This window comes from Mycobacterium sp. SA01, assembly GCF_041287105.1.
In the GTDB taxonomy this organism is placed as follows: domain Bacteria; phylum Actinomycetota; class Actinomycetes; order Mycobacteriales; family Mycobacteriaceae; genus Mycobacterium.
Window position 1 is genome coordinate 636,373 of sequence record NZ_JBGGNO010000020.1, and the last position, 20,967, is coordinate 657,339.

11 protein-coding genes are annotated in these 20,967 nt (G+C 67.3%); all 11 read left to right on the forward strand.

What is annotated here, in order from left to right; all coding sequences use genetic code 11:
- Positions 1–6 precede the first annotated feature (6 nt).
- The 11 genes from AB4879_RS22265 to AB4879_RS22315 all read left to right on the forward strand — a co-directional run bounded on the left by AB4879_RS22265 (position 7) and on the right by AB4879_RS22315 (position 20,965).
- On the forward strand, positions 7–4,170 hold the full coding sequence (locus tag AB4879_RS22265; protein WP_370509318.1) for an NEW3 domain-containing protein: 4,164 nt from the start codon (positions 7–9) through the stop codon (positions 4,168–4,170).
- Entirely contained in the window at positions 4,167–4,772 is a 606-nt protein-coding gene (locus AB4879_RS22270) for a malonyl CoA-ACP transacylase (RefSeq protein ID WP_370509319.1), read from the forward strand. Before AB4879_RS22265 ends, AB4879_RS22270 begins: the two co-directional genes overlap by 4 nt.
- Positions 4,772–5,671, forward strand: coding sequence for an ROK family protein (locus tag AB4879_RS22275; RefSeq protein ID WP_370509320.1), 900 nt, complete (start codon positions 4,772–4,774; stop codon positions 5,669–5,671). Before AB4879_RS22270 ends, AB4879_RS22275 begins: the two co-directional genes overlap by 1 nt.
- Before the next feature lie 244 nt (positions 5,672–5,915).
- The gene (rplJ, locus tag AB4879_RS22280; RefSeq protein WP_036343445.1) at positions 5,916–6,455 is read left to right on the forward strand and encodes a 50S ribosomal protein L10; all 540 of its coding nucleotides are present in this window, start codon (positions 5,916–5,918) and stop codon (positions 6,453–6,455) included.
- Between the two features lie 37 nt (positions 6,456–6,492).
- Positions 6,493–6,885 (forward strand): 50S ribosomal protein L7/L12, encoded by a 393-nt coding sequence (rplL, locus tag AB4879_RS22285; RefSeq protein WP_099249671.1) that lies wholly within the window; start codon positions 6,493–6,495, stop codon positions 6,883–6,885.
- A 234-nt stretch (positions 6,886–7,119) separates the two neighbouring features.
- Positions 7,120–8,142: an ABC transporter ATP-binding protein gene (locus AB4879_RS22290; protein ID WP_102807093.1), complete on the forward strand. Its 1,023-nt coding sequence runs from the start codon at positions 7,120–7,122 to the stop codon at positions 8,140–8,142.
- Between the two features lie 400 nt (positions 8,143–8,542).
- On the forward strand, positions 8,543–11,470 hold the full coding sequence (locus tag AB4879_RS22295; RefSeq protein ID WP_370509321.1) for a lipocalin family protein: 2,928 nt from the start codon (positions 8,543–8,545) through the stop codon (positions 11,468–11,470).
- Positions 11,471–11,853: 383 nt separating this feature from the next.
- On the forward strand, positions 11,854–15,342 hold the full coding sequence (locus AB4879_RS22300; RefSeq protein ID WP_370509322.1) for a DNA-directed RNA polymerase subunit beta: 3,489 nt from the start codon (positions 11,854–11,856) through the stop codon (positions 15,340–15,342).
- Positions 15,343–15,379: 37 nt separating this feature from the next.
- Positions 15,380–19,336, forward strand: coding sequence for a DNA-directed RNA polymerase subunit beta' (locus tag AB4879_RS22305; RefSeq protein ID WP_102807097.1), 3,957 nt, complete (start codon positions 15,380–15,382; stop codon positions 19,334–19,336).
- Positions 19,337–19,523: 187 nt separating this feature from the next.
- The gene (locus tag AB4879_RS22310) at positions 19,524–20,171 is read left to right on the forward strand and encodes a dihydrofolate reductase family protein (RefSeq protein ID WP_370509323.1); all 648 of its coding nucleotides are present in this window, start codon (positions 19,524–19,526) and stop codon (positions 20,169–20,171) included.
- Between the two features lie 41 nt (positions 20,172–20,212).
- Complete coding sequence (locus tag AB4879_RS22315) at positions 20,213–20,965, forward strand: deoxyribonuclease IV (protein WP_370509324.1); 753 nt, start codon at positions 20,213–20,215, stop codon at positions 20,963–20,965.
- The last annotated feature ends 2 nt before the right edge of the window (positions 20,966–20,967 follow it).

Genomic DNA, 20,967 nt, shown 5'->3' on the forward strand with positions numbered 1-20,967 from the left:
GCTGGCGTGCGGATAACCTCCGCGGAGTCGACGGAGCTCTTCGTCGGACCGCCCGATGCGCCGCTTCAGGTGGTCCGTGTCGGCTACAGCGCGGCCGACGCCGGCATCGTGCGGATTCTCGGCGACGGCGTGCACTCCGAGGACGTTGCGGTGCCGCGCGGCGACGGCGTGGTGGAGGTCCCGGTCCGGATCGAGCGCCCGGTGCCCGGCGCGCGTCGAACAGCCCGCGCCGTCGGCCACGATGCCGAATTCCCATTCCAGCTCACCGTCGCCGAGCCGGGCTGGACCATGTACATGGTCAGCCACTTCCACTACGACCCGGTGTGGTGGAACACCCAGGCCGCCTACACCAGCGTGTGGACCGAGAACCCGCCAGGACGGGCCCGGCAGAACAACGGGTTCGCGCTGGTGGCCGCCCACCTCGAAATGGCCCGCCGCGACCCGGATTACAAGTTCGTGCTCGCCGAAGTGGACTATCTGAAGCCCTATTTCGACACCCACCCGCAAGACCGTGCCGATCTGCGCCGGTTCATCGCCGACTCGCGGGTTGAGGTGATGGGCGGGACCTACAACGAGCCGAACACCAACCTGGTCGGCGCCGAGACCGCGATCCGCAACTTCGTGCACGGCGTCGGCTACCAGCGCGACGTGCTCGGTGCCGACCCGGCGACCGCCTGGCAGCTCGACGTGTTCGGGCACGACCCGCAATTCCCCGGCATGGCCGCCGACGCCGGGCTGACATCGAGCTCATGGGCCCGCGGACCGCACCATCAGTGGGGGCCGATGGCAGCCGACGGCGACCCCAGACGCATGCAGTTCCCAAGCGAGTTCGAGTGGATCGCGCCGTCGGGACTCGGGCTGCTGACGCATTACATGCCCGCGCACTACTCGGCCGGCTGGTGGATGGACTCCGCGGCGACGCTCGCCGACGCCGAGCAGGCCACCTATCACCTGTTCGCCGAACTGAAATCGGTGGCACTGACCCGCAATGTGCTGCTGCCGGTCGGCACCGACTACACCCCGCCCAATGCCTGGGTCACCGAGATCCACCGCGACTGGAACGCCCGCTACACCTGGCCGCGGTTCGTCTGCGCCCTGCCGTCGGAATTCTTCGCCGCCGTGCGCGCCGAGACTGCGCAGCGCGGGGTGGCGCCGTCACCGCAGACCCGGGACATGAACCCGATCTACACCGGCAAGGACGTGTCGTACATCGACACCAAGCAGGCCAACCGGGCCGCCGAGGATGCGGTGCTGGGCGCCGAGCGGTTCACGGTGTTCGCGGCGCTGCTCTCCGGTGCCCGCTATCCGGAAGCCGCCCTGGCCAAGGCCTGGGTACAGCTGGCTTACGGCGCCCACCACGACGGCATCACCGGCTCGGAATCAGATCAGGTGTACCTCGACCTGCTGACCAGCTGGCGCGACGCGTGGGAACTCGGCTCGACCGCCCGATCCGGGGCGCTGGAGCTGCTGTCGCGGGCCGTAGCGCCCGAGTCTGGTTCGGTCGTCGTATGGAATCCCCTGGCGCACAAGAGAACCGATATAGTGACCGCCCGGCTGGCGACGCCGTTCGGCCCCGGAGCGGCGGTGGTGGACTCCGCGGGGGTGACGCATCCCGCCGTGGTCTCCGACGACGGCCACCTGGTGAGCTTTCGGGCCGACGGCGTCGATTCCCTCGGCTGGCGCAGCTACCAGCTGGTGGCCACGCGGGAGCCGACCGGGTGGTACCCCGTCGACGGCGTCGAGATCGTCAACTCCCGCCACAGGTTGCGGGTCGACCCGACTCGCGGGGGAACCGTGGTGTCGCTGGTGGAGCTGGCGACCGATCGCGAACTCATCGCCAAGGGTCGCGTCGGCAACGAACTGGCCGTCTACGAGGAATATCCGGCGCACCCGCAGGCAGGGGAGGGGCCGTGGCATCTGCTGCCGACCGGCCCCGTGACGTGTTCGTCTGCAGGCGTTGCGGATTCGGTTCAGGCCTATCACAGCCCGCTCGGTGAGCGGATCATCGTGACCGGCCGCATCGGCGAGCTGCTGCGCTACACCCAGGTGCTCACGCTCTGGCACGGCATCGACCGGGTGGACACCAGCACCACCATCGACGAGTTCACCGGAGCCGACCGGCTGGTGCGGCTGCGCTGGCCCTGTCCGGTACCCGGGGCGCTGCCGGTCAGCGAGGTCGGCGACGCCGTAATCGGACGCGGGTTCGGGCTGCTGCACGACCACGCGTCCGGCGATGATCGAGCTGTCGACTCCGCTGAACACCCATGGACACTGGATAATCCGGCGCAAGGCTGGTTCGGCCTCTCGTCGGCGGCCCGCATCCAGGTCGGATCCGGCATACGGGCCGTATCGGTGGCCGAAGTGATCGTCCCCACCGAGGACACCTCCGAGGCCCGCGACCTGATGGTCGCCCTGGTGCGCGCCGGAGTGACGGCGACCTGCAGCGCTGCCGGACACCCGCGCTACGGGCACCTCGACGTCGACTCCAACCTGCCGGACGCCCGGATCGCGGTCGGCGGCCCCGAGGCCAACACGTTCACCGCCGCGGTGCTCGCCGCGGCAGATCCCGCCTACACCACCGAACTGCGCCAACAACTTTCGCAATCCGGGCGGGCGCGGGTGTGGGTCCCGGCGCGTGAGTCGCTGACGGCGGTATGGCAGCCCGACGCCGACCTTCGCGGCGTGCTCGCGTTGCCGGTGCTGATCGCCGCAGGGGACGGGGCCGTCGCCGCCGTCGTCGAGGACCTCGACGACGCCCAGATCGACGTCAGCCAGGACGCGCCGTCCGGCCTCGGCGAGTTCGAATCACGCACCGTCGCCCTGCTCAACCGCGGCGTGCCGGGCTTCGCCGTCGAACCCGACCAGACACTGCACAGCTCGCTGATGCGCTCGTGCACCGGCTGGCCGTCCGGGGTGTGGATCGACCCGCCGCGGCGCACCGCTCCCGACGGATCCAACTTCCAGCTGCAGCATTGGACCCACAGCTTCGACTTCGCCCTGGTGTCCGGGCGCGGTGACTGGCGGTCCTGCGAGATGCCCTCTCGCAGTGCCGAGTTCGCCCATCCGATGGTGTGCGTGGTGGCGGATCAGGGGGTCGAAACCCTCTCCGCCGACGGCTCGTTGCTGCGCGTCGAACCGGCCGGCGCAGTTCATCTTGCCGCGCTCAAGATCGGGGGCAACCCGACCGCCACCGGAAGTTCCGCCGCCGTCGACCCCGAGGACGTCACCATCCGGCTGGTCGAAACTCGTGGAACGACAACCGAAGTCGCACTGTCGTCCGGGGTGGGCGCAGTGTCGGCGGTGGTGTCAGCCGACCTGCTGGAAGCTGCCCGTGGTTCCGACGAGCCACCCCTGCGGCTGCACGGCTACCAGATCGCGACCCTGCTGGCCCGGCTTAACGTCCACGCCGTGCTGGACGCCGACGGTGCCGCACTGGCCCCGGACACCGAGAACGCGCGGCCGTTGTACGCCCGCTACTGGCTGCACAACCGCGGCCCGGCCCCGCTGGGCGGTCTACCTGCCGTCGCGCACCTGCACCCCGAAGCCGTCACCGTCGAGCCCGGCCGCCAGGTGCGGCTGCGACTGACCGCCGCCAGCGACTGCAGCGACGCCACCCTGGCCGGGCAGGTGCGCCTGCGCGGACCGCGCGGGTGGACGGTCGAACCCGAGGTGCTGCCCTTCGAACTGACCACCGGCCATCACCGCGAAGCGGAGGTCGTGGTGACCGCGCCGCCGGATGCGCAATCCGGCGACTACCCCATCCGCGCACAGCTCACGTTGTCCGGTGACGTGCCCGCGGCGTGGAAACAACCGGTCGAAGACGTCTGCGTGGTCTCGGTGGGTAGCCCCGGCACGCTGGTGCGCTTGGTCGGTGAACCGTCCGACATCGTCGTCGCCGCGGGGGAGCAGGCCCGCCTGGCCGTCACCGTCGCCAGCGCCGCGCGCACCGACCTGTCCCTGGAAGCCCACCTGATCAGCCCGTGGGGGACCTGGGAGTGGATCGGGCCCGCGTCGTGCGGCGCCGTCGTCGGCGCAGGATCGGAAATCGAGGTCGCCTTCGATGTTGCGCCGCCGCCGTGGACGACACCCGGGCAGTGGTGGGCGGTGGTCCGGATCGGGTGCGCGGGCCGGTTGCTCTACACACCGGCGGTGGCGGTGACGGTCCGATGAGTCTGGTCGCGACCGTCGCCGGGGTGGATGTCGCGGTCGGCGAGGTCGACGACCGCGAAGCCGCACTGCGCGCCGCACCCCAAGTCGTGGCACTGCCCCGACCGCACACCAGTGAAGGACGCCAGCTGCGGCGCTGGCTCACCCAACTGCTGGTCGCCGAGAAGCTGGTGGCCCGCGAAGCGGAAGCGCTCGGGGTGAGCGTGACGGAGTCGACGCCCGACGAGGACGACCTGCTGCCCGACTCCACCGCGCGGCTGGAGATCGGCAGCATCGCCGCCGCGGTGCTGGCGGCCCCGATCGCCCGGGCGGTTTTCGCGCACATCACCGATGCCGTCGAGGTCGACGCCGACGCCGTGACGGACTTTCACGCCAGAAATCCGCGGCGGTTCCTGCGCTTCGCCGACACGGGTGGCTGGCGGGTGGCCAGTGAGCCCGCTCTGACCGACGTGCGCCCGCTGATCGCGGCGCTGCTGCTCGGCGCCGCCCGGCGGCGCCACTTCCGGATGTGGCTCGGTCAGCGTCATGCCGACCTGGTGTGGCTGGCCCCCGGCTACGAACACCCCGGCGACCCGCGCCAGCCCGACAACACCCACAAACACTGATGGTCACGACACTCGCAGTCGACATCGGCGGCACGAAGATCGCCGCCGGCCTCGTCGACGCCGACGGCAACCTGTCGTACGAGACCCGGCAACCCACCCCGCACACCGACGACCCCGATCAGGTGTGGGCCGCGGCCGGTCGCGCCATCGCCGACGCGCTCACCGCCGCCGGCGGCCCCGTTGACGGTGTCGGCATCTCTTCGGCCGGCCCGATCCACCTGCCCGACGGAACCATCAGCCCCATCAACATCCCGGCATGGCGCAACTTCCCGGTCGTCGAACGCGTGGTCGCGGCGGTCCCCGATGTGCCGGTGCGCCTCGGCGGCGACGGGCTGTGCATGGCGCTCGGCGAGCGTTGGCGCGGGGCCGGCCAGGGTGCGGCGTTCCTGCTCGGCATGGTCGTGTCCACCGGGATCGGCGGCGGACTGATCTTCGACGGCGCGCCCTACCACGGGCGCACCGGCAACGCCGGTCACGTCGGCCACGTCGTCGTCGACACCGACGGACCGCCCTGCACCTGCGGCGGCCGCGGCTGCGTGGAAGCGATCGCCAGCGGACCGCATCTGGCGCAGTGGGCCCGCGCGCAGGGCTGGGACGGTGCCGACGCGAAGGAACTGGCCGGGGCCGCTGCCACCGGAAATCAGGTGGCCGTGGCGGCGTTTCGCCGTGGCGCCCGTGCCATCGCCGCGATGATCGCCTCGGTGGGTGCGGTCTGCGACCTGGACCTCGTCGTCCTCGGTGGTGGCGTGGCCAAGGCCGGGCCGGTGCTATTCGACCCGCTGCACGAGGAACTGCGCACCTTCGCCGGACTGGAGTTCCTGTCCGGGCTGAGGGTGGTCCCTGCCGCGCTGGGCGGGGAGGCGGGCCTGGTGGGGGCGGCTGCGCTGCTGCGTGGCTGACCAGCTGCTCGCGCCCGTTTTGGCTGATCCGGGGAGTGCACGCTATCCTTGCTCAGTTCCACCGAAGACCGTCGGTCACCGAGCAATCGGTTGAAGGTCCCGGATTCCCGGGCGGCCCACGCAGGAGGACGAGGTAACAGTATTTTTCTGTGCGCCCCGACCGGTCCTGTGTCGGGGCGTTTGTGATTTCTGGCTTTCTCGCTCGTCGGTTGGTGGACGTCCCAACCAACACGAGGAGGCAAGCATGGCTAAGCCTGAAAAGGCCACCGCGGTCGCCGACATCGCCGAGAAGTTCAAGGAGGCGACGGCCACCGTCGTCACCGAGTACCGCGGCCTGACGGTGTCCAACCTTGCCGAGCTGCGTAGGTCGCTGGGTGCCGGAACCAGCTACACCGTTGCCAAGAACACCTTGGTGAAGCGGGCGGCGTCCGAGGCGGGTGTCGAGGGTCTCGACGAACTCTTCGCCGGTCCGACCGCCATCGCGTTCATCCAGGGCGAACCCGTTGACGCCGCCAAGGCGATCAAGAAGTTCGCCAAGGAAAACAAGGCACTGGTCATCAAGGGCGGCTACATGGACGGTCGCGCGCTGACCGTTTCCGAGGTCGAGCGCATCGCCGATCTCGAGTCGCGCGAGGTGCTGCTGTCCAAGCTGGCCGGCGCAATGAAGGCGAAGCAGTCCCAGGCCGCGGCGCTGTTCGTGGCGCCCGCGTCCCAGGTCGCCCGCCTGGCCGCAGCTCTGCAAGAGAAGAAGGCTGCAGAGGGTTCCGCCGAACCCGCTGCCTAAGACAAACCACCACAAAGCACACAGATAAGGAATCACCATGGCAAAGCTGTCCACCGACGAACTGCTCGACGCGTTCAAGGAAATGACCCTGCTGGAGCTCTCTGAGTTCGTGAAGCAGTTCGAGGAGACCTTCGACGTCACCGCCGCCGCTCCGGTCGCCGTTGCGGCTGCCGGCCCCGCCGCCGGTGGCGCTGCCGCCGAGGCCGCCGAGGAGCAGTCGGAATTCGACGTCATCCTCGAGGGTGCCGGCGACAAGAAGATCGGCGTCATCAAGGTCGTCCGTGAGATCGTCTCCGGCCTGGGCCTCAAGGAAGCCAAAGACCTCGTCGACGGCGCCCCCAAGCCGCTGCTCGAGAAGGTCAACAAGGAGGCCGCCGACGACGCCAAGGCCAAGCTCGAGGCCGCTGGCGCGACGGTCACCGTCAAGTAGTTTCGGTATCACCGAAGGAGGCCCCCGGATTCGTCCGGGGGCCTTCTCGTTGTCGGCGCTTTTGTGCAATTACCGCAACGGCTCGCGCGGGGGCCGGACGCGACCATCACAGTTTTACGAGCGTCAATAACCGTAGTGACACAACCCGAGTGGCAGGAGTGGCCGTGCGCTACAGTGACTCAAACCACAGGCCATCGAGGCAGTGGCTGACCGGTGTGGGCGGAAGGATCTGGCGTGGGTATTGCTATTCAGGTCGAGGGGCTGACTAAGTCATTCGGTTCCCAGCGAATTTGGGAAGACGTCACCCTCGATATCCCCGCCGGTGAGGTCAGCGTGCTGCTGGGCCCGTCGGGTACCGGTAAATCCGTGTTCTTGAAGTCGTTGATCGGTCTGCTGCGCCCCGAGCGCGGCAAGATCATCGTCGACGGCACCAACATCATCGAGTGCTCGGCCAAGGAGCTCTACGAGATCCGCACGCTGTTCGGCGTCATGTTCCAGGACGGCGCGCTGTTCGGCTCGATGAACCTCTTCGACAACACCGCCTTCCCGCTTCGTGAGCACACGAAGAAGAAGGAATCCGAGATCCGCCAGATCGTCATGGAAAAGCTCGACATGGTCGGCTTGGGTGGCGACGAGAACAAGTTCCCCGGTGAGATCTCCGGCGGTATGCGCAAGCGTGCCGGTCTGGCCCGCTCACTGGTGCTCGACCCGCAGATCATCCTCTGCGACGAGCCCGACTCCGGTCTGGACCCGGTCCGCACCGCGTACCTGAGCCAGCTGCTGATCGACATCAACGCTCAGATCGACGCCACGATCCTGATCGTGACGCACAACATCAACATCGCCCGTACGGTGCCCGACAACATCGGCATGCTGTTCCGCAAGCACCTGGTCATGTTCGGTCCCCGCGAGGTGCTGCTGACCAGTGACGAGCCGGTGGTGCGTCAGTTCCTCAACGGTCGCCGTATCGGCCCGATCGGCATGTCGGAGGAGAAGGACGAGTCGACGATGGCCGAGGAGCAGGCCTTGGTCGACGCCGGTCACCACGACGGCGGTGTCGAGGAAATCGAAGGTGTACCGCCGCAGCTGACGGTCACCCCGGGCATCCCGGAACGCGACGCCGTTCGACGCCGCCAGGAGCGGGTGCGCCAGATCCTGCACACCCTGCCCCCGGCCGCCCAGGAGGCCATCCGCGATGACCTCGACGGCACCCACAAGCTGCCCAGCCACACCTTCGCCGGCGAAGAGGGCAACTGACCTAAGCTAACTATCAGCGAAAGGCCCCAACCGAAATCGGTTGGGGCCTTTCGCTTTTCGGGGGAGAATCCCGATCCGCACGGGCGACTGTGACGCTCGCAGGAAATGACGCTTTGGCCAATTCGCCTCGATGCGGCGATTTGCTGGGTTAGCGTTTGGCCCGATCGCGCAGGAGGAGGCGACTAGGTGCTACGCGACCGGCGGGTTTGGTGGGGGGCAGTTGCCGTCGTCGCCGGCATCGGCGCCCCCGGCAACGCCTCAGCCGGCCGCCGCGGCGGCCGGCTCGATCGCCGCCTGACGAATCGATGACATCCCGGCCCGCGGATGGGATTTCGATCCCGAAATGGGCTGGCACTGAGTAGCTTTTGCCGGATCGTCAATTTGGGGAGGCGGGTCAGCGATGACGCAACGTCAGGTCTTGTTGGGCACCGGCGCGATGGTGGTGGGGTTGGGTGCGGCCCTGCTGTCCGGCTCCGCGGTGGCCCACGCCGACAACGGCGACAGCTCCGGTTCGAAGGCGTCGTCGAAGGCGTCGTCCTCGGCTGCGGGCAAGTCCACCGGCGCGAGCAAGCGGACGTCCACGCCGTCGTCGGCCACGCGCACCGCGCGCTCGTCGCTCGCCGCCCAGAAAGCCGGCCCCACAGCTGCCGCCACATCCGCGCCGACGACCGTCACCGCCGGCGTCGCCACCTCACGTCGCGCCGGGATGCGATCGCTGGCCGCGGCACCCTCGGCACCGGCATCCGATCTTCTGGCCAGCGCGGCGCTCAGCGTGCTCGCCAACCTGGGGGCGGTGCCGCGCACCACCATCCCCGCCGCCACGACCGCACCGAGCGCTCCGGTGAGCACAGCGACCACGCTGCCGGTGGCACCGACCAACGGTGTGACCGGTGTGCTTGTCGGTCACTCCCGGCTGGACCTGCCCGGGGCATTCATCGGTAAGACCGTCGCCGCCGACTGGTACTTCCCGACCCAGGCCGACGGCAGCGTCGACGCCCAGGGCGTCATCTGGCTCCAGCACGGGTTCGGGGCCACCAACACCTTCTACTCGGCGCTGGCCAAGGACTTGGCGCAGCAGACCAACAGCATCGTGGTGGCGCCGACCCTGTCCTCGATTCCGATGACATTCTCGGGCGGCTGCCTCACCTGCGTGGTCACCGAACAGGACGCGGCGGCTCTGCTCGGACCGAACCGCGCAACCCTGCTGAGCAGCGCCACCGCAGCCGGCTTCACCGGGGCGGCACTCCCGGAGCGCTTCCTCCTGGCCGGTCACTCGGCAGGGGGCGGCTTTGCCACCGCCGTCGCCGACGACTATCTGGGTGGCGCAGACGCCCAGTACGACCCGTCCGATCTGGTGGGTGTGCTGATGTTCGACGGCGTGTCCAACGGCGCGCTGACCGGATCCTTCGCCAGCCAGGTCGCCGACCTGGCCGCCGCGGGCAAGCCGATCTACCAGATCGCCGCACCGGCGCAGAGCTGGAACCTGTTCGGCGCGACCACCAATGTCCTGGCGGCGACCCTTCCCGACACGTTCATCGGCGTGGTCCTGCAGAACGGCTCGCACGTCGACTCCATGCTGGGGGTCAACCCACTGTTCAACGTGGTCCTGCAGTTGGTGACCAAGCGGGTGCCCGCCGGAAACACCGCGGCCGTCTACACCCTGAGCAACGGCTGGATCAACGACATGTACGCCGGTGCGACCCCCGAGGCCCCGCAGTACGGCTTCTATCCGGCGGCCAACCAGCAGATCATCATGGGACCGACCGCCGCGGTCGGGCTGCCCGCCGCGGAGGCCAACCAACTGGGACCGGTCGACAAGCTCGTCAAAGGGTTGGTCGACACGGTCGCCAGACTTTTCGGCGCCCAGCTGCCTGCGCCGGTCAACAGCGGTGACAACGGGCTGAACCCCGACAATCCCGTCGTCTCGGTCGGCAACGGTGTCACCGGAGTTCGGTTCGGGTCGTCGGTGCTGAACATCCCGTGCGGCCCGAACGGCTACGCCGCCCCGGCCAACTGGTACTTCCCGACGCAGGCCGACGGCACAGTCGCAGCCAACGGGGTGATCTGGCTGCAGCACGGGTTCCTCGGCTTCAACGACTGGTACGGCACCGCGGCCCAGCAGTTGGCCCAGGAGACCAACAGCATCGTGGTGGTGCCGGACATCTTCTGGTTCAACACCCCGCTGTGCCCGGGCTGCTACCTGGGCGGCGCGGAGATGCGCGAGGCGGTCGCCGGCATGTTCCAGGGCAGCCGCTCGGCGCTGAACATCAGCGCCAACGCTGCCGGTCTCAGCGGCACCCTGCCGGAGAAGTTCCTGCTCACCGGCCATTCCGCCGGCGGCAACTTCGCCACCGCGGTCGGCGCGCTGATCACCCAGACCGACCAGGTGGACAACCTGCTCGGCGTGGTGATGTTCGACGGCGTCTCGCGCGACCCGTTGTTCACCGACTCGCTGACCGCCCTGGCCGGTGCCGGTATCCCGGACTACCAGATCGCCGCGCCGCCGCAGCGCTGGAACGCCTACGGGGTGGCCACCGAATTGATGCAGGCGTTCTACGGCAACCAGTTCTACGGCGTGCAGATCGACAACGGCTCACACACCGACGTCATCGCCGGCAACAATCCCTTCGGGCTGCTCGGCGAGCTGCTCAGCACGATCATCGTCAAGCCGTCCCCGCCCGGCGGCAAGACGGCGGTGCGAACGTTCGCGTCGGGCTGGATCAATGACATCTATGCGGGCAAGGGTCCGACCGATCCGGTCTACGGCATCTACGGCAGCCCCAACGACGGCACGTACGTCCCCAACCAGCCGATCGTGATGGGCCAGGCCGGGGCGGCCACCCTGCCCGCGCCGCCGCCGGTCGACGTCACCCAGTACGCCAACGGTCAGCCCTGGTACGAGCAGGGCAGTGTGAAGCTGCCATTCGCCTGGGGGCTGGTCAACACCAAAGCGGTGTACACCCTGAACACCGACGGCTCGGTCGGGGTGCAGAACTCCGGCAACTACATCGGACCCAACGGCCCGGCGAGCCAGATCACCGGGACCGCGGTCTCGGTCAACGCCGGCGTGAACACGCGTCTTGACGTCGCCTTCTTCAACCAGACGCCGAACACCGCCGAACCCGGGAACTACTGGATCCTCGACTACGACCCCAGCTATCAATGGGTGATCGTCAGCGATCCGACCGGATTCTCCGGCTACATCCTCACCCGGGACCAGTCCATCCCGAGCGACGAGTACAGCGCGCTGGTGACCCGGGCCCGCCAACTCGGGGTGTGGGGGCCCATCACCCGGACGCGGCAGTACCCGTCGACGGTGAGCGTCTGAGGCGGTCCAACCGGCAATTTTCCACACCAAACGCCGCGTTATCCCTTGACGGAAAGGCGCAAACGGGTCAGTCTGTTCCCAGCATGTGTGCATGGGTAGCTAGATCGCCAGCCAGCGCCAGCCCGCCCGGCATGAGCTTGTTGAGGAATGCGCCGTCTTCCGCTATTGTTGGACGTTGCGCTGGCTGCCTCCTGCCCACCTCAACCTGCACCTGACAAACCGGTCCTCAAGTCTGAGTCACGACGTTCCAGCTCGAGACCCGTTTCATGTCGCGTGCGTCCCGGGGAAAGGCCGGGCCTCGAGTAGGCCAGCCGAACCGACGCAGATATCGCGACCTCCCGGATGCTTCCGGTCTGTCGCATTAGGTGCTGGAAGGATGCATCTTGGCAGTCTCTAGCCAGAGCAAAACGACTACTACTTCTAACTCCGTTCCCGGAGCACCAAAACGAATTTCATTCGCGAAGCTGCGCGAGCCGCTAGAAGTACCCGGCCTGCTCGACGTCCAAACGGAGTCGTTCGAGTGGCTGATCGGCTCGCCGCGCTGGCGTGCGATCGCAGAAGCTCGCGGTGACGTCAACCCGGTGGGTGGCCTCGAAGAGGTCCTGACCGAGCTGTCGCCGATCGAGGACTTCTCCGGCTCGATGTCGCTGAGCTTCTCCGACCCGCGTTTCGACGAGGTCAAGGCTCCGGTCGACGAGTGCAAAGACAAGGACATGACGTACGCGGCCCCGCTGTTCGTCACGGCCGAGTTCATCAACAACAACACCGGCGAGATCAAGAGCCAGACGGTCTTCATGGGTGACTTCCCGATGATGACCGAGAAGGGCACCTTCATCATCAACGGCACCGAGCGTGTCGTGGTGAGCCAGCTGGTCCGTTCGCCGGGTGTGTACTTCGACGACAGCATCGACAAGTCCACCGAGAAGACGCTGCACAGCGTCAAGGTGATCCCCGGCCGCGGTGCGTGGCTGGAATTCGACGTCGACAAGCGCGACACCGTGGGTGTGCGCATCGACCGCAAGCGCCGCCAGCCGGTCACCGTGCTGCTCAAGGCGCTCGGGTGGACCAACGAGCAGATCCGGGAGCGCTTCGGCTTCTCCGAGATCATGATGTCGACGCTGGAGAAGGACAACACCGCAGGCACCGACGAGGCGCTGCTGGACATCTACCGGAAGCTGCGCCCGGGCGAACCGCCGACCAAGGAGTCGGCGCAGACCCTGCTGGAGAACCTGTTCTTCAAGGACAAGCGTTACGACCTGGCCCGGGTGGGTCGCTACAAGGTCAACAAGAAGCTGGGCCTCAACGCGGGCCAGCCGATCACCAGCTCGACGCTGACCGAAGAGGACATCGTCGCGACCATCGAGTACCTGGTGCGCCTGCACGAGGGCCAGACCACGATGACCGCTCCCGGCGGCGTTGAGGTCCCGGTCGAGGTCGACGACATCGATCACTTCGGCAACCGTCGCCTGCGCACCGTCGGCGAGCTGATCCAGAACCAGATCCGGGTCGGCCTGTCCCGCATGGAGCGTGTCGTCCGCGAGCGGATGACCACTCAGGACGTCGAGGCGATCACGCCGCAGACCCTGATCAACATCCGTCCCGTCGTGGCGGCGATCAAGGAGTTCTTCGGCACCAGCCAGCTGTCGCAGTTCATGGACCAGAACAACCCGCTGTCGGGTCTGACCCACAAGCGCCGCCTGTCGGCGCTGGGCCCGGGTGGTCTGTCCCGTGAGCGCGCCGGCCTCGAGGTCCGCGACGTGCACTCCAGCCACTACGGCCGGATGTGCCCGATCGAGACTCCTGAGGGTCCGAACATCGGTCTGATCGGTTCGCTGTCGGTGTACGCCCGGGTGAACCCGTTCGGCTTCATCGAGACGCCCTACCGCAAGGTCGAGGGCGGCAAGGTCACCGACGAGATCCACTACCTGACCGCCGACGAGGAGGACCGCCACGTCGTGGCGCAGGCCAACTCGCCGACGGACGGCGACGGCCGCTTCACCGAGAGCAAGGTGCTGGTCCGCCGTAAGGGCGGCGAGGTCGAGTACGTCGACGCCACCGAGGTCGACTTCATGGACGTCTCGCCGCGCCAGATGGTGTCGGTCGCGACGGCGATGATCCCGTTCCTCGAGCACGACGACGCCAACCGTGCCCTGATGGGTGCCAACATGCAGCGCCAGGCGGTTCCGCTGGTGCGTAGCGAGGCACCGCTGGTGGGTACCGGCATGGAGCTGCGTGCGGCCATCGACGCCGGCGACGTCATCGTCACCGACAAGGCCGGTGTGGTCGAGGAGGTCTCCGCCGACTACATCACCGTGATGGCCGACGACGGCACCCGGCACACCTACCGGATGCGCAAGTTCGCCCGCTCCAACCACGGCACCTGCGCCAACCAGCGTCCGATCGTGGACGCCGGGCAGCGCGTCGAGTCGGGCCAGGTGCTCGCCGACGGTCCGTGCACCGAGAACGGTGAGATGGCGCTGGGCAAGAACCTGCTCGTCGCCGTCATGCCGTGGGAGGGCCACAACTACGAGGACGCGATCATCCTCTCCAACCGTCTGGTTGAGGAGGATGTGCTCACCTCGATTCACATCGAAGAGCACGAGATCGATGCCCGCGACACCAAGCTGGGCGCCGAGGAGATCACCCGGGACATCCCGAACGTCTCCGACGAGGTGCTGGCCGATCTCGACGAGCGCGGCATCATCCGCATCGGCGCCGAGGTCCGCGACGGCGACATCCTGGTCGGCAAGGTCACCCCGAAGGGTGAGACCGAGCTGACCCCGGAGGAGCGGCTGCTCCGCGCGATCTTCGGTGAGAAGGCGCGCGAGGTCCGCGACACGTCGCTGAAGGTGCCGCACGGTGAGTCCGGCAAGGTCATCGGCATCCGGGTGTTCTCCCGCGAGGACGACGACGAGCTGCCCGCCGGCGTCAACGAGCTGGTCCGCGTCTACGTGGCCCAGAAGCGCAAGATCTCCGACGGCGACAAGCTCGCCGGACGTCACGGCAACAAGGGCGTCATCGGCAAGATCCTGCCCGTCGAGGACATGCCGTTCCTTCCGGACGGCACCCCGGTGGACATCATCCTGAACACCCACGGTGTGCCGCGCCGGATGAACATCGGCCAGATCCTGGAGACCCACCTCGGGTGGGTGGCCAAGGCCGGCTGGAACATCGATGTGGTCGGCGGGACGCCCGAATGGGCTGCCAACCTGCCGCAGGACATGCTTGCGTCGGAGCCGAACAGCATCGTCTCGACGCCGGTGTTCGACGGTGCTCGTGAAGAGGAGCTGCAGGGTCTGCTGAGCTCGACGCTGCCCAACCGTGACGGCGAGGTTCTCGTCAACGGTGACGGCAAGGCTGTGCTGTACGACGGCCGCAGCGGCGAACCGTTCCCGTACCCGGTGACGGTCGGCTACATGTACATCCTCAAGCTGCACCACCTGGTGGATGACAAGATCCACGCCCGCTCGACCGGTCCGTACTCGATGATCACCCAGCAGCCGCTCGGTGGTAAGGCGCAGTTCGGTGGTCAGCGGTTCGGTGAGATGGAGTGCTGGGCCATGCAGGCCTACGGCGCGGCGTACACGCTGCAGGAGCTCTTGACCATCAAGTCCGACGACACCGTCGGCCGGGTCAAGGTCTACGAGGCGATCGTCAAGGGCGAGAACATCCCCGAGCCGGGCATTCCGGAGTCGTTCAAGGTGCTGCTCAAGGAGCTGCAGTCGCTGTGCTTGAACGTTGAGGTGCTGTCTTCGGACGGCGCGGCAATCGAGATGCGCGACGGTGACGACGAGGACTTGGAGCGGGCTGCCGCGAACCTCGGAATCAACCTGTCCCGCAATGAATCTGCGTCCGTCGAGGATTTGGCCTAATTAGTATTTCTAGTCCCGAAAGGGGAAAGGGAGTTACGTGCTAGACGTCAACTTCTTCGATGAACTCCGGATCGGTCTTGCGACCGCGGACGACATCCGCACCTGGTCCTTCGGTGAGGTCAAGAAGCCGGAGACCATCAACTACCGCACGCTCAAGCCAGAGAAGGACGGCCTGTTCTGCGAGAAGATCTTCGGACCGACTCGCGACTGGGAGTGCTACTGCGGTAAGTACAAGCGCGTCCGCTTCAAGGGCATCATCTGCGAGCGCTGCGGCGTCGAGGTCACTCGCGCCAAGGTGCGCCGCGAGCGGATGGGCCACATCGAGCTGGCCGCACCGGTCACGCATATCTGGTACTTCAAGGGCGTTCCGTCGCGCTTGGGCTATCTGCTGGACCTGGCGCCGAAGGATCTCGAGAAGATCATCTACTTCGCCGCCTACGTGATCACCGCGGTCGACGACGAGATGCGCCACAACGAGCTCTCCACTCTCGAAGCCGAGATGGAGGTCGAGAAGAAGGCTGTCGCCGATCAGCGTGACTCCGATCTGGAGGCCCGCGCCCAGAAGCTCGAAGCCGACCTGGCCGAGCTCGAGGCCGAGGGTGCCAAGTCCGACGTGCGCCGCAAGGTGCGCGACGGTGGCGAGCGCGAGATGCGTCAGCTGCGTGACCGGGCCCAGCGTGAGCTGGACCGGCTCGACGAGATCTGGACGACCTTCACCAAGCTGGCCGTCAAGCAGCTCATCGTCGACGAGAACCTGTACCGCGAGCTGGTCGACCGCTACGGCGAGTACTTCCAGGGCTCGATGGGTGCGGAGTCGATCCAGAAGCTCATCGAGACCTTCGACATCGACGCCGAGGCCGAGAGCCTGCGCGACACCATCCGTAACGGCAAGGGGCAGAAGAAGCTTCGCGCCCTCAAGCGCCTGAAGGTGGTCGCCGCGTTCCAGCAGTCGGGCAACTCGCCGATGGGCATGGTCCTCGACGCGGTGCCGGTGATCCCGCCGGAGCTGCGCCCGATGGTCCAGCTCGACGGTGGCCGCTTCGCGACCTCCGACCTCAACGATCTGTACCGCCGCGTGATCAACCGCAACAACCGGTTGAAGCGACTGATCGACCTCGGGGCTCCCGAGATCATCGTCAACAACGAGAAGCGGATGCTGCAGGAGTCGGTCGACGCGCTGTTCGACAACGGCCGTCGCGGCCGGCCCGTCACCGGGCCGGGCAACCGTCCGCTGAAGTCGCTGTCCGATCTGCTCAAGGGCAAGCAGGGCCGGTTCCGTCAGAACCTGCTCGGTAAGCGCGTCGACTACTCGGGCCGTTCGGTCATCGTGGTCGGCCCGCAGCTCAAGCTGCACCAGTGCGGTCTGCCGAAGCTGATGGCTCTCGAGCTGTTCAAGCCGTTCGTGATGAAGCGTCTGGTCGATCTCAACCACGCGCAGAACATCAAGAGCGCCAAGCGGATGGTGGAGCGTCAGCGTCCCCAGGTGTGGGATGTCCTCGAAGAGGTCATCGCCGAGCACCCGGTGCTGCTGAACCGTGCACCCACGCTGCACCGCCTCGGTATCCAGGCCTTCGAGCCGCAGCTGGTGGAGGGTAAGGCCATCCAGCTGCACCCGCTGGTCTGTGAGGCATTCAACGCCGACTTCGACGGCGACCAGATGGCGGTTCACCTGCCGCTGAGCGCCGAGGCGCAGGCCGAGGCCCGCATCCTGATGCTGTCGAGCAACAACATCCTGTCGCCGGCGTCGGGCAAGCCGCTGGCCATGCCGCGTCTGGACATGGTCACCGGGCTGTACTTCCTGACCACGCTGGTTGCCGGCGAAAAGGGTGAGTACACCGCTGCCGCCAAGGATGCGCCGGAGACCGGTGTGTACAGCTCGCCGGCTGAGGCGATCATGGCGATGGACCGTGGTGCGCTGTCGGTTCGCGCTCAGATCAAGGTGCGCCTGACGCAGCTGCGTCCGCCGCACGAGGTCGAGAACGAGCTGTTCGGCGAGAACGGCTGGCGCCCGGGCAATGCCTGGACCGCCGAGACCACGCTGGGCCGGGTGCTCTTCAATGAGCTTCTGCCGCAGGGGTATCCGTTCGTCAACGAGCAGATGCACAAGAAGGTCCAGGCCCGGATCATCAACGATCTGGCCGAGCGCTACCCGATGATCGTGGTCGCGCAGACCGTCGACAAGCTCAAGGATGCCGGTTTCCACTGGGCCACCCGTTCGGGTGTGACGGTGTCGATGGCGGACGTCATCGTGCCGCCGGAGAAGCAGGAGATCCTCGAGCGTTACGAGGCCGAAGCCGACGGGATCGAGAAGAAGTACCAGCGCGGCGCGCTCAACAAGCAGGAGCGCAACGACGCTCTTGTCGAGCTGTGGAAGGAAGCCACCGAAGAGGTCGGTAACGCGTTGCGGGCGCACTACCCCAACGACAACCCGATCATCACGATCGTGGATTCCGGTGCGACGGGTAACTTCACCCAGACTCGGACGCTGGCCGGCATGAAGGGTCTGGTGACCAACCCGAAGGGTGAGTTCATCCCGCGGCCGATCAAGTCCTCGTTCCGCGAGGGCCTGACGGTGCTGGAGTACTTCATCAACACCCACGGCGCCCGAAAGGGTCTGGCGGACACCGCACTTCGTACCGCCGACTCGGGTTATCTGACCCGTCGTCTGGTGGACGTCAGCCAGGACGTGATCGTGCGTGAGCACGACTGCGGCACCGAGCGCGGCATCCTTGTCGACCTGGCCGAGCTCCAGGCCGACGGCAGCCTGATCCGGGATCCGCACGTCGAGACCTCGGCGTACGCCCGCACGCTGGCCGCGGACGCGGTCGACGAGAAGGGCAACGTCGTCGTCACCGCCGGACACGATCTCGGCGATCCGGCGATCGACGCCCTGCTGGAGGCCGGCATCACCTCGGTCAAGGTCCGCTCGGTGCTCACCTGCACCAGCGCCTCGGGTGTGTGCGCGATGTGTTACGGCCGCTCGATGGCCACCGGCAAGCTGGTGGACATCGGCGAGGCCGTCGGCATCGTGGCCGCGCAGTCCATCGGTGAGCCCGGCACTCAGCTGACCATGCGCACCTTCCACCAGGGTGGTGTCACCGGTGGCGCCGACATCGTCGGCGGTCTGCCTCGCGTGCAGGAGCTGTTCGAGGCGCGTATTCCGCGGAACCGCGCACCGATCGCCGATGTCGCCGGGCGGGTCCAGCTGGAGGAGACCGACAAGTTCTACAAGATCACCATCGTTCCCGACGACGGGAGCGAGGAGGTCGTGTACGACAAGCTCTCCAAGCGTCAGCGGTTGAAGGTGTTCAAGCACGACGACGGTTCCGAGCGACTGCTGGTCAACGGTGACCATGTCGAGGTGGGCCAGCAGCTCCTCGAGGGCTCGGCCGACCCGCACGAGGTGCTGCGGATCGAGGGCCCGCGCAAGGTGCAGATCCACCTGGTCAAGGAAGTCCAGGAGGTCTACCGGGCGCAGGGTGTGTCGATTCACGACAAGCACATCGAGGTCATCGTCCGGCAGATGCTGCGGCGCGTCACGATCATCGATTCGGGCGCAACGGAGTTCCTGCCCGGCTCGCTGACCGAGCGTGGCGAGTTCGAGTCGGAGAACCGGCGTGTGGTTGCCGAGGGCGCCGAGCCCGCGGCCGGCCGTCCGGTGCTGATGGGTATCACCAAGGCGTCGCTGGCCACCGATTCGTGGCTGTCGGCGGCGTCGTTCCAGGAGACCACTCGCGTGCTGACCGATGCGGCGATCAACTGCCGCAGCGACAAGCTGCAGGGTCTGAAGGAGAACGTGATCATCGGCAAGCTGATCCCGGCCGGTACCGGTATCAACCGTTACCGCAACATCCAGGTGCAGCCGACCGAGGAAGCCCGCGCTGCGGCGTACACGATCCCGTCCTACGAGGATCAGTACTACAGCCCGGACTTCGGCCAGGCCACCGGTGCCGCGGTGCCGTTGGACGATTACGGCTACAGCGACTACCGGTAGGACTACCGCTAGCTGATCAAGGAAAAGCCCCCGCTTCGGCGGGGGCTTTTTCTATTGCCGAACGTAACGCCAGGGCGGGTTTCGGCGGCGAATGCAACCCTGGCGTTACGCTCGGCCACCGCGCGATGAGTTCGGTCGGCTACCGGGGTCTACCTTGGCGACGGTCGGAGAATCCCAGGAGGAATGCGTGCCCCAACTACTCAGAGTCCACAACTTCATGCTGTCGCGCGACGGTTTCGGGGCGGGCCTCAACCAGTGTCTCGAGCGGCCCTTCGGCGACGCCGATCAGCCCGCTCTGTTCGCCTGGGTGGGTGCGACGGCCAGCTGGGTGGGACGGCGCGACCCGGGCGGTACTCGCGGACTCGACGACTACTTCACCCGTGACTATTACAACAACATCGGCGCGGAGATCATGGGCCGCAACAAGTTCAGTCCCTACCGCGGCGCATGGGAGGACCACCCAGATTGGCAGGGCTGGTGGGGCGAGGAGCCACCGTTCCGCACACCGGTGTTCGTCATGACCCACCATGAACGGCCGTCGCTGACGTTGGGGGAGACGACGTTTCACTTCGTCTGTGACAGCCCGGCGCGCGTCGCGGAGCAGGCGAAGGCGGCCGCCGGCGGCAAGGACGTGAGGCTCGGCGGGGGTGCGACGACGGTTCGGCAGTTCCTCGACGCCGGCTTGGTGGACACGCTGCACGTGGCGGTCGCCGACGTGACGATCGGCGCCGGATCGCGACTGTGGGAGTCGCCCGACGAGCTCGACGACCGGTTCCATCACGAGGTCGTGCCCAGCCCGAGTGGGGTCACCCATCACCTGTTCTGGCGGCGATGACGGCTGTGCGCGGCGTCGGTGTGCGCGCCTAGACTCGACCCGTGCTCATTGGTTCCCATGTCCACGGCGATGACCCGCTGGCGGCCGCGGCCGCCGACGGCGCCGAGGCAGTGCAGTTCTTCCTCGGCAATCCGCAGAGCTGGAAGAAGCCCAAACCGCGCGACGATGCCGAGACGCTGAAGGCGTCGCCGGTCCCGCTGTACGTGCATGCGCCGTACCTGATCAACGTGGCGTCGGCCAACAACCGGGTGCGCATCCCGTCGCGCAAGATCCTGCAGGACACCTGCGACGCCGCCGCCGAGATCGACGCTACCGCGGTGATCGTGCACGGTGGTCACGCCGACGACAACGACATGGAGGCCGGCTTCGAGCGCTGGGCCAAGGCTCTGGCGCAGCTGGAGACCAGTGTGCCGGTGTATCTGGAGAACACCGCGGGCGGTGATCATGCGATGGCGCGTCACTTCGACACAATCGCTCGGCTGTGGGAGCGCATCGCCGACACCGGCATCGGGTTCTGCCTCGACACCTGCCACGCCTGGGCGGCCGGCGAGGAGCTGATCGACGCCGTCGAACGGATCAAAGCCATCACCGGCCGCATCGACCTGGTGCACTGCAACGATTCCCGCGATGCCAAGGGGTCCGGCGCTGACCGGCACGCCAATTTCGGTACCGGACAGATCGATCCGCAACTTCTGGTCGCGGTCGTGCAGGCGGCCGACGCGCCGGTGATCTGTGAAACGGCCGACGAGGGCCGCAAGGACGACATCGCCTTTCTGCGGGAACACCTCGGCTAGCC

What these genes read in the sequence shown, in the direction of transcription:
- AB4879_RS22270 (WP_370509319.1), top strand. Translation starts at nt 4,167, where the DNA reads ATGAGTCTGGTCGCGACCGTCGCCGGGGTGGATGTCGCGGTCGGCGAG.
- AB4879_RS22275 (WP_370509320.1), top strand. Translation starts at nt 4,772, where the DNA reads ATGGTCACGACACTCGCAGTCGACATCGGCGGCACGAAGATCGCCGCC.
- rplJ (WP_036343445.1), top strand. Translation starts at nt 5,916, where the DNA reads ATGGCTAAGCCTGAAAAGGCCACCGCGGTCGCCGACATCGCCGAGAAG.
- rplL (WP_099249671.1), top strand. Translation starts at nt 6,493, where the DNA reads ATGGCAAAGCTGTCCACCGACGAACTGCTCGACGCGTTCAAGGAAATG.
- AB4879_RS22295 (WP_370509321.1), top strand. Translation starts at nt 8,543, where the DNA reads ATGACGCAACGTCAGGTCTTGTTGGGCACCGGCGCGATGGTGGTGGGG.